The organism is Paenibacillus sp. O199 (assembly GCF_001636635.1).
Classification (GTDB): domain Bacteria; phylum Bacillota; class Bacilli; order Paenibacillales; family Paenibacillaceae; genus Paenibacillus; species Paenibacillus marchantiae.
Genome location: NZ_LGRP01000014.1, coordinates 140,401 through 149,860, shown reverse-complemented (window position 1 = coordinate 149,860; position 9,460 = coordinate 140,401). Strand labels below are relative to the sequence as shown.

General features: G+C 44.8%; 10 protein-coding genes. 9 read left to right on the top strand and 1 reads right to left on the bottom strand.

Translation table 11 applies throughout. From position 1 onward, the window contains the following. Positions 1 to 101: 101 nt before the first annotated feature. The 6 genes from A6049_RS20460 (at position 102) to A6049_RS20440 (ending at position 4,139) form a co-directional block, all read left to right on the top strand. A complete protein-coding gene (locus A6049_RS20460; protein ID WP_145921944.1) occupies positions 102 to 743 on the top strand; it encodes a hypothetical protein in 642 nt (213 codons plus the stop codon). Beyond that, complete coding sequence (locus A6049_RS20455; RefSeq protein ID WP_063566425.1) at positions 740 to 1,048, top strand: EscU/YscU/HrcU family type III secretion system export apparatus switch protein; 309 nt, start codon at positions 740 to 742, stop codon at positions 1,046 to 1,048. Before A6049_RS20460 ends, A6049_RS20455 begins: the two co-directional genes overlap by 4 nt. After that, on the top strand, positions 1,042 to 1,440 hold the full coding sequence (locus A6049_RS20450) for a YraN family protein (RefSeq protein ID WP_063566424.1): 399 nt from the start codon (positions 1,042 to 1,044) through the stop codon (positions 1,438 to 1,440). Before A6049_RS20455 ends, A6049_RS20450 begins: the two co-directional genes overlap by 7 nt. A gap of 439 nt (positions 1,441 to 1,879) precedes the next feature. Further along, positions 1,880 to 2,041 carry a paeninodin family lasso peptide gene (locus tag A6049_RS32980; protein WP_139295598.1) on the top strand — a complete coding sequence of 54 codons (162 nt, stop codon included), beginning with the start codon at positions 1,880 to 1,882 and terminating at the stop codon, positions 2,039 to 2,041. 67 nt (positions 2,042 to 2,108) lie between these two features. Beyond that, positions 2,109 to 3,320: a carboxypeptidase-like regulatory domain-containing protein gene (locus A6049_RS20445; protein WP_063566423.1), complete on the top strand. Its 1,212-nt coding sequence runs from the start codon at positions 2,109 to 2,111 to the stop codon at positions 3,318 to 3,320. 267 nt (positions 3,321 to 3,587) lie between these two features. Next, positions 3,588 to 4,139 carry a nitroreductase family protein gene (locus tag A6049_RS20440; protein ID WP_063566422.1) on the top strand — a complete coding sequence of 184 codons (552 nt, stop codon included), beginning with the start codon at positions 3,588 to 3,590 and terminating at the stop codon, positions 4,137 to 4,139. A 225-nt stretch (positions 4,140 to 4,364) separates the two neighbouring features. On the opposite strand, the gene A6049_RS20435 is transcribed toward A6049_RS20440, so the two are convergent. Further along, positions 4,365 to 5,969 carry a YifB family Mg chelatase-like AAA ATPase gene (locus A6049_RS20435; RefSeq protein WP_063566421.1) on the bottom strand — a complete coding sequence of 535 codons (1,605 nt, stop codon included), beginning with the start codon at positions 5,967 to 5,969 and terminating at the stop codon, positions 4,365 to 4,367. Between the two features lie 526 nt (positions 5,970 to 6,495). On the opposite strand from A6049_RS20435, the gene A6049_RS20430 reads away from it, so the two are divergent. The 3 genes from A6049_RS20430 (at position 6,496) to sucD (ending at position 9,371) form a co-directional block, all read left to right on the top strand. Further along, positions 6,496 to 6,951 carry a MarR family winged helix-turn-helix transcriptional regulator gene (locus A6049_RS20430; protein WP_063566420.1) on the top strand — a complete coding sequence of 152 codons (456 nt, stop codon included), beginning with the start codon at positions 6,496 to 6,498 and terminating at the stop codon, positions 6,949 to 6,951. Positions 6,952 to 7,201: 250 nt separating this feature from the next. Beyond that, positions 7,202 to 8,362, top strand: coding sequence for an ADP-forming succinate--CoA ligase subunit beta (gene sucC, locus A6049_RS20425; RefSeq protein ID WP_053783785.1), 1,161 nt, complete (start codon positions 7,202 to 7,204; stop codon positions 8,360 to 8,362). Between the two features lie 79 nt (positions 8,363 to 8,441). Next, complete coding sequence (gene sucD / locus A6049_RS20420; RefSeq protein WP_063566419.1) at positions 8,442 to 9,371, top strand: succinate--CoA ligase subunit alpha; 930 nt, start codon at positions 8,442 to 8,444, stop codon at positions 9,369 to 9,371. The last annotated feature ends 89 nt before the right edge of the window (positions 9,372 to 9,460 follow it).

Genomic DNA, 9,460 nt, shown 5'->3' with positions numbered 1-9,460 from the left:
AGCCTTTGCCAGCCGGCGCGGATGCGCTGCCGGCTGGCGGTAGTGCCGCAGCACCTGCGGGAGCTGCGGCGGCGCCCGTCACCCACGAGGGGGACCCGTGGGTGGGGCGCGTGTTGAAGCTGCTCGGTGCGGAGCACGAACAGCAGGCAGTGCACGGCGCGGCTGCGCAGGCGCGCGTGGGGGATGTGGCGAGTCCGGGAACCGCGGACACGCTAAAGGGCTTGCTGCTGCAGCTTGCCAGCAGCGAGGGTGCACCTGCGACGCTCAAAGATGCCGCCGGACAGGCTGTGCAATTTCTAACAGGTCAGCAGTTATTGCTAACAACAGATCGCAGTGCTACCTTTGCCCAGATGCACTGGTTTATCCCCATTACCGGTCCTGACGGAGAAGAGACGGCTTCCGTTCAGATTCAATCACGCCGTGGGCAACGCGGTGAATTGGATGCATCCAACTGCCGCCTTTGGTTTGATCTAGACATGAAAAGTCTTGGTCCAACGCTGGTGGATGTGCATGTTGTTAATAATATCGTCAGTTTGCGTGTACTTAATAACGGCGAAGGAATGGGATCGCTCCTTGAAAGTGGACGCGATGAGATCCATAAGGCGCTGGACAAGCTGGGTTATCAGTTGCTGACTTTCAAGGCGGAACCCTGGCCTGTTGGCCAGGAACCGGGTGCCGAACGGAAAATGAATGCCTCGGACTACAGTCCTGAACGATACAAAGGGGTGGACATGCGGGTATGAAAGAGGATTCGCAACCGGACCTGATGTCCAAAAAGGCCGTTGCTTTAAAATATGTACCTGGTGAGAGCGAAGCACCAGTGGTCGTAGCCAAAGGCCGTGGCAAAGTGGCAGAAGCCATTCTGGATAAAGCCAAGGAAAATGGTGTGCCTGTTCAGGAGGATGCTGCACTTGTCGAAGTGCTTTCCAAACTGGATTTGGATGAACAGATCCCGTCGGAACTGTATCAACTGGTGGCCGAAGTGTTGACCTACATTTATCGTGCTGACCGTCTGGCTTCTGGACGAGAGGAAGAGGAATCATGGTAGAGCACAGATCAGAACAGGGTCCAGCTTCAAAACTGACACGTCAGCAAAAAGGGCGATTGGGTGAAGAAGCTGCTTGCGACTGGCTTCGTGAGCATGATTATCGCATTTTGAAGCGCAATTGGCGCTGCCGAAGCGGAGAGATTGATATCGTTGCTTCTCATGAAGGCATGATTATTTTTATTGAAGTCCGCAGTAGAAGTGGAACTGGACTGTATGGAACACCCCAGGAGTCCGTAGATATTCGTAAAATGCAGCAGGTACGTGCAACTGCATCTGTATATTTGCAAATGACGGGAGAGACAAATCATCAAATCCGTTTCGATGTGATCGCTGTCATACTGGATAAAACAGGCGAAACCGTCTCGGTTGAACATATTATTAATGCATTTTGAGTTGCTGCTATATGCACGATTATTTTGATGTGTTAACCCACAAGAAAGACACTTGAAAAAGTGATTCTCTTGTGGGTTGTTTTTATTTTGAGCAGGAAACGGTTAAAAGAAATTAAGAACATAACTACTGTATATATCACAATGTTGATACAATTCGTATCAATGTATAAGTAATCGGACCTATCCCCATTGTTATTATTCCAATTTCCGGTCGTTAATGGACTACATCTACTTAATAATTTGCTACATAAGATTTCAAACGATGTATTTTTAATTCAGTCTACTCTACTGAGTTATCTGTTATAAAGCACTCGGTTCGCTGTGTTTTCTAAGTTGTTGCTAAACGACTAAAAAGATTGGAGTACTTAAAATAAATAGATACAAAATGTATCATTTATAATAAAATGAGAAAAGAAAATATAATAAAGAGGTGTGAACTATGAAAGAAATTAAATCTGCTGCCGGAAAGAAAGAGAAACAGGTGTGGGAGACCCCACGAATGGAAGTGCTAGATATTAGTGAAACCATGAACGGTGGCGAGGGGATTTGGCAATATGTATGGGGCGGAGAATTTTGGAAGCTCGAAATGCTAGTCAGTTAGATAGATATAAGAATTTCATATTGTCAATCATATTTACTACTATATTTGGATGAGGTGAACGATTGTCATGAGTAGTCAATGGAAATGGATGGTTCGTTTAAGTGTGTTTTTATTATTTTCTGGGGTGCTTGGTCTGCTGCATTCTGAAACGACATATGCAGCTTCCAAAGACGCTTCTGTTAGGGAAATGGGGAATCGTCCCGCTCAAACTGCGTATATTATTGGGAAAATTACTGATAACGATGGTTTTCCAGTAAAAGATGTGAACGTACATATTACGCAGGAAACGGGTGGGGCACAAAAACAAATAGTGAAAACCGATTCTAGGGGAGATTTTCGGTTTGAAACAGCGATAAGTGAAAGCACATATTTTTCCATTAAAGCGCTAGCCAAGGGATACTTGGATTCAGGAAAGAATTTTAGTTATATTATCTTGAATCCGGGGGGGACAGAAGTAGTGAATTTAGTAATCTTCGAGCCAGCCACCATTGTAGGCAAAGTTACTGATCAATCAGGAAAACCTGTTGTAGGTGCTGTCATTAAAGCAACAACAGTCAGCCAATCTGTAAAGACAGACAGGGAGGGCAACTATGCGATTTCAGGAATAGATAATTATGCCTACAATGAAATTACGATACAGGTTGATGCAAAAGGCTATGTGTTTTACACAAGATATTTGTCTGTAGGTACTGGGAGTACAATGACATTGAACATAGTACTGCAAGATGCGGCGGACGTTAGTGGATTGGTGCAAGATGAACAGGGGAGGCCGGTTGCAGGGGCAACCGTATCTCTTGATAATTTCAAGACGAAAACAGACAAACAAGGCAAGTATTCCATAAATCGACTGCGTCCGGAATCAAGCACAATCTCTGTTGAGGCGGATGGTTATATCAAGCAAACGATTAGGGTAACTTTGGTCAAAGGACCTAACAATACTTTTGATTTTATTCTCAAGAGTAATGTGGACAAAACCCCGCCTGTAACCAAAAATGCTTTAGTTCCTTTAACAGAGGTATCCAACGGAAAACAATATATTAATGGATTTAATTTTAAGTTAAAGGCAACGGACGAAGTTGACGGATCTGGCTTGAAAATGACCCAGTACAGAATCAACGGTGGGGAATGGATCACGTTTACCGGACCAATAAAAATCTATGCTCCTGATGTCAAAACAGTGGAGTATTTCAGTACAGATGTCGCCGGCAACCAGGAAAAAATAAACAAAATGGATTTTGTGAATGGGAAATTTGAAGGAGCAGGATCATACCCGTATTGATTAAAAGTTATCTATAATGAAGAAAGGCGACGTTGACTCTAAGAATCCCTCTGCGGGGGAAAAGTCAAAGTCGCCTTTTTGCATCCGAAATAACTAGAACGAGATAATGTTATCCACATTCCTTTGAATCCAATGAACCGATCAGTGTATAATCAGGATTGTAATCTAGTTTTGTTGCACTGTTTGATTTTTCATAAATGAGTTGATTCGCATCGCAGGCTCGAACTGCGGTCACGGATAATTTTTTATAACCTGGGAGGCATGGTCATGAGTAAATCTACCCAAACGGGTAACGCCGTAAGAGAAGCTATTCAAAATCGTCGTACCGTCAAAAAGTTTAAAAAAGAAGCTGTTCCCACACAGCAGATTATTGATTTGTTGGACACAGCCGTATGGGCACCCAATCATAAATTGCGTGAGCCGTGGCGGTTTTTATTGTTTAGCGGAAATGGACTGAATAAGCTGGCAGAAGCGATTGATGCAGAGATGGGAGAGGATAACAAGTTCTCTGCCAATATCAAACAGGTCCCTGCCGTCATGCTTGTCGTTATGGAAGAAGATCCGCGCCAGAATATCTGGGATGAAGATTTTGCAGCAGTAAGTGCATTGGTGCAAAACTTCCTACTCGCGGCATGGAGTGAAGACATTGGTACGTTCTGGGTAACCAAGCCTTTCCTCTATGGACCCAAATTCCGTAAGACACTTGGGATTCAGGCTGGGGAAAAAATTATCGGCATGGTTTACATGGGGTATCCAGAGGTTATTCCTTCTGCCAAAGAACGTACACCAGCAAAAGACAAGCTGACTATATTTGAATAATTGATATCTTGTTCGCTATTTATTCAAAAGAAGATGCTTTATGAAAAACCCCTGCACGTATGCCTCTCATACAGAGGAAATATATGCAGGGGTATTTGACTTGTTAATTTATATAACCTTAAGTTTGAAATCTATAGATCTCTGGCTTGAACGTATCATGATGCAAGATAATGAGGGCAATATATTTTTCCTTAAAGCTTCATTTATTGCCTGAATGACCCTCGCTCAAAATAAATTCAAATCCAACTGCCGATACTGTATCGCCTCAGCCACATGAGCTGTCAAAATGACGCCTTCATGGTCCAAGTCTGCGATCGTCTGGGCCATCTTAATAATTCGATCATGTGCACGCATGCTCAGGTTCAGTGCTTGCAGTGTTTGCTGGAGCAGTTGGTCTGCTTCTTCAGGCAGACGGATCGTTCGACGCAGAAGGGTTCCTGATAGCTGGCTGTTCCAGCGAACAGAACTATTCGCATATCGTGCGGCCTGAATATGATGAGCATGAATGACTTTGGCCTGCATTTCCGCAGATGAAGGAGACGCGCCAGCCTTGCGCCACTCCCCAGGAGGAGGAACTTCGACCTGAAGGTCGATGCGATCTAGTAGTGGTCCCGAAATTTTGGCACGGTACGCAGCCACGCGTGCAGGACTGCATATACATCTTTGATCCTCCGATTGGGCAGAGAGATATCCGCAAGGACAGGGATTCATAGAGCAGGCGAGCATAAATTGTGCTGGAAATGTGAACGCGGCTCTCGCCCGACTAATGGTGACTTTACGATCCTCCAATGGTTGTCTTAACACTTCTAGGACTTGCCGCTGAAACTCAGGCAGCTCATCCAGAAACAATATACCCCGGTGGGCAAGACTTACTTCACCCGGTTTGGGGATGCCGCCGCCTCCAATTAGACCTGAAGTGGAGATCGTATGGTGTGGAGAGCGAAAGGGTCTATCTGCGATGAGACCATTCGAGGTATCTTTAAGCTTGCCTGCGGCACTTAGCACTTTGGTTACTTCCAGCGCTTCGTCTTCGGACAATGGTGGGAGAATCGTAGGCAGTCGTTTAATTAACATCGTTTTCCCTGTTCCTGGTGGTCCGACGAGCAAAATATTGTGCATGCCTGCGGCGGCAATCATGAGTGCACGCTTTACGTGATGTTGTCCCAGAACATCACTATAATCATCGTCCAACGATGGAGATCGCATTGGACGCTCATGGCGCTCCATATCACCGACATTGGGATGCAGAGCAGACAGATGGGCGTAATCTTTTAAAACAACAGGCCCGGTATTCTGCAGCAGTCCTTCCTTGTTCTTTGAATTTGTTTCCTGTTCAGGTACGATATCTTGCAAGTGACGAATACCATATATCTGGATACCCCGAATTAGCGAGGCCTCTTCCAGATTATCGGCGGGCAGAAGAACGGAGGTAAAGCCTAGCCGTTTTGCCAAATCTACCATGGACAAAATGCCAGGCACAGATCTCACTGAACCGTCCAATGCCAACTCACCCACCACCAATGTCCGTTCCTGTGCAGGAAGTACTAGCTGACCACTTGTCGTAAGTAAACCAATAGCAATGGCAAGATCAAAAGAAGATCCTTCCTTGCGCAGATCAGCGGGGGCCAGATTAATCGTTATCCGCTGCAACGGATACTGGTAACCACAGTTTTTTATAGCGGCACGAACACGTTCAACCGCTTCACGAATAGCCGAATCCGGCAATCCGATAATAGACGTCTGGGGTAGCCCATTCGACAAATCTGTTTCCACTTCAATTAAAACGCCGTCAATTCCATATAAACAGGCACTATGCAGTTTTCCGTACATAATAAAAGAAACACCTCACTTCGTCCTTGGCGCGCATAATACAGGCCAGTCTACGAATTAAGGTGCTTCCTCAGCTTCTAACAAGCATTTTATATAAAAGAAATCAGGGCGTCAACCCGTCATTGTCATAGCTGCTGTATATCTATCCCTGACTCCTGAATTGTTTACAGTTTCCGCATGAAGTTTCTAGCAGAAGTATAGAATGTTCAGTTCTGAATCAATGTCGCGCTTTAGTGAAAAAGGATGTAGATGCTGGTTGAGCTATATTAACATATCAATAGTTTTTTGTTACGTTATCATATGATTTCGATCGTATATGCTCCAAATTATATTTTATACAATTCAATTTAACACTATTAAATTGAAAAGTGAAATCATTTGTGCTCAATTATTCTGTTTTTTTTCTAATTTATGATAAGATAGATGAAGGGCTCCTTATAATTCGCCGAATTATAGCGGATATAACAGTTGTAAGCCTCTATTATTAAGGTATATAGAATGCACAATAGGTAGGTGAGACAGTTATATGCAGAATGAAAGTTTGAAGCTGGATAACCAATTATGCTTTGCCATATACGCTTGTTCACGTGAAATTACGAAGATGTACCAGCCCTACCTTGAGGTGCTTGGTGTAACTTATTCTCAATACTTGGTCTTGATGGTATTGTGGGAACGTGAAGAATGTACGGTTAAGGAAATCGGAGAGGCACTTTACCTCGATTCAGGGACTTTGACGCCTCTTCTGAAACGTTTGCAATCAGCAGGACTTATTCATCGCGAACGTTCAGCTCAGGACGAACGAAAAGTATTGATTACCCTTACAGACGCTGGGCGGGAACTTCGCCATAAAGCCTTGTCTATACCTGAAGCGATTCAGGAAGATGCATGTCTGAACAGTTCAGAGTTTGAATCTCTACTGGGACAGTTCAAAGGCCTTCTGGAGAAAGTCCATCAGACCAATACCAAAGTAGCCAGAAAATAAAATGCATCATTAGTAATACTATTAAAAAACCTTGGCTTATTAGCTAAGGTTTTTTCCATTAATATCCAAGCATTCACAATATGGGATCATACCCATATCAAAATACTGTCTATTAACCATTACTTTTTTAAGGAAAGCGTTTTAAAAACATGTTACAATGAATTGGGTTTAAGTGAAAATAGTCAACATTTGTCTTTTGTTAGTCTACCAACCCGCCTTGTTGCAGTCATGTTGATAGGAGGATTCGAGAATGAATATCCATGAATATCAAGGAAAAGAAGTACTGAAACAGTATGGAGTCACCGTTCCAAACGGAAAGGTTGCTTATACAGTCGATGAAGCGGTTGCGGCCGCAGAGGCACTGGGCAGTCCAGTGACTGTAGTCAAAGCGCAAATTCATGCAGGTGGCCGGGGGAAAGCCGGCGGTGTGAAAGTAGCGAAAAGTATCGACGAAGTTCGTGCTTACGCATCCGAAATTTTGGGGAAAGTATTGGTAACACACCAGACTGGACCTGAAGGTAAAGAAGTGAAGCGTCTTCTGATTGAAGAAGGATGCGATATCCGCAAAGAGTATTATGTGGGTGTTGTTGTGGACCGTGCCACAGGCCGCGTCGTAATGATGGCTTCCGAAGAAGGCGGTACAGAGATCGAAGAAGTAGCTGAAGCTACACCTGAGAAAATTTTCAAAGAAATTATTGACCCTGCAATTGGATTGCAAGTGTTCCAAGCACGTAAACTGGCGTACAGCATTCGTATTCCGAATGAGTTGGTGAACAAAGCAGTTAAGTTTATGCTTGCATTGTACAAAGCATTTGTCGAAAAAGATTGCTCCATTGCCGAGATCAATCCACTCGTTGTTACCGGAGATGGAAACGTTATCGCGCTGGATGCAAAATTGAATTTTGATTCCAACGCCTTGTTCCGTCACAAAGACATTCTGGAATTGCGTGATCTGGATGAAGAAGACGAAAAAGAAATCGAAGCTTCCAAATACGACCTGAGCTACATAGCACTTGATGGCAACATCGGCTGTATGGTCAATGGTGCGGGACTTGCGATGGCGACGATGGATATCATCAAATACTATGGCGGCGACCCGGCTAACTTCCTCGATGTTGGGGGCGGTGCTACAACAGAGAAAGTGACCGAAGCTTTCAAAATCATTTTGTCTGACGCCAAAGTGGCGGGTATCTTCGTTAACATTTTTGGCGGAATTATGCGTTGTGATGTCATTGCCAATGGTGTTGTTGAAGCCGCGAAGCAGCTTGGCCTGACTAAACCGCTGGTTGTTCGTCTTGAAGGAACTAACGTGGAGCTTGGTAAACGTATTTTGGGTGAATCCGGCCTGAATATCGTTCCTGCTGATTCCATGGCCGATGGTGCACAGAAAATTGTTGCCCTCGTAAAATAAGTTCATTCCTGGGCAAATTGCTGCCTTAGTTCCGGAGCTGTCCGGCACTTGAAAAATAACCGTAAGGATGTGAAGCAACGTGAGTATTTTGATTGATAAAAATACAAAAGTCATTACGCAAGGCATTACGGGTTCAACGGGAATGTTCCACACGAAGGGCGCATTGGACTACGGAACCCAGATGGTAGGTGGCGTTACACCGGGTAAAGGCGGAACCAATGTTGATATCACGCTGGAAGATGGCAAAGTAGTCAGTCTGCCGGTGTTTAATACAGTACAGGAAGCGAAGGAAGCTACTGGCGCAACAGCGAGCGTCATCTACGTTCCTCCGGCATTTGCAGCGGATTCCATCATGGAAGCTGTTGACGCAGAGCTGGATCTCGTGATCTGTATTACAGAAGGTATTCCGGTACTTGATATGGTCAAGGTTGACCGTTTCATGGAAGGAAAAGATACCGTTCTGATCGGACCAAACTGTCCGGGCGTTATTACACCAGGTGAATGCAAAATCGGCATCATGCCAGGTTATATTCATATGCCTGGTCACGTTGGCGTGGTTTCCCGTAGTGGAACACTCACCTATGAAGCCGTTCATCAATTGTCTGCGCGTGGAATTGGACAATCTTCTGCTGTGGGAATCGGTGGTGACCCGGTTAAAGGCTCCGAGTTCATTGATATCCTGAAACGGTTCAATGAAGATCCGCAGACACGTGCTGTTATCATGATTGGTGAAATCGGTGGTACGGCTGAAGAAGATGCTGCGGAGTGGGTACGCGATAACATGACCAAACCGGTAGTCGGCTTCATCGGTGGTGTTACGGCGCCTCCAGGCAAACGTATGGGTCATGCGGGTGCTATTATCTCTGGCGGTAAAGGTACAGCCAAAGAAAAAATTGCGAAACTGGAATCTTGCGGAATCAAAGTTGCTCCGACGCCAGCTGAAATGGGCTCGACTCTTGTGAGCGTACTTGAAGAACGCGGAATTCTGGATTTGTGCACGACACATTAATTCTTTTTCGTTATAATAGAAGAAACGGTGCAGGGAAATTATTTTTCTGGTGAGCCGACTATTGATAATGCGGAAAAGGTAAGCAACCT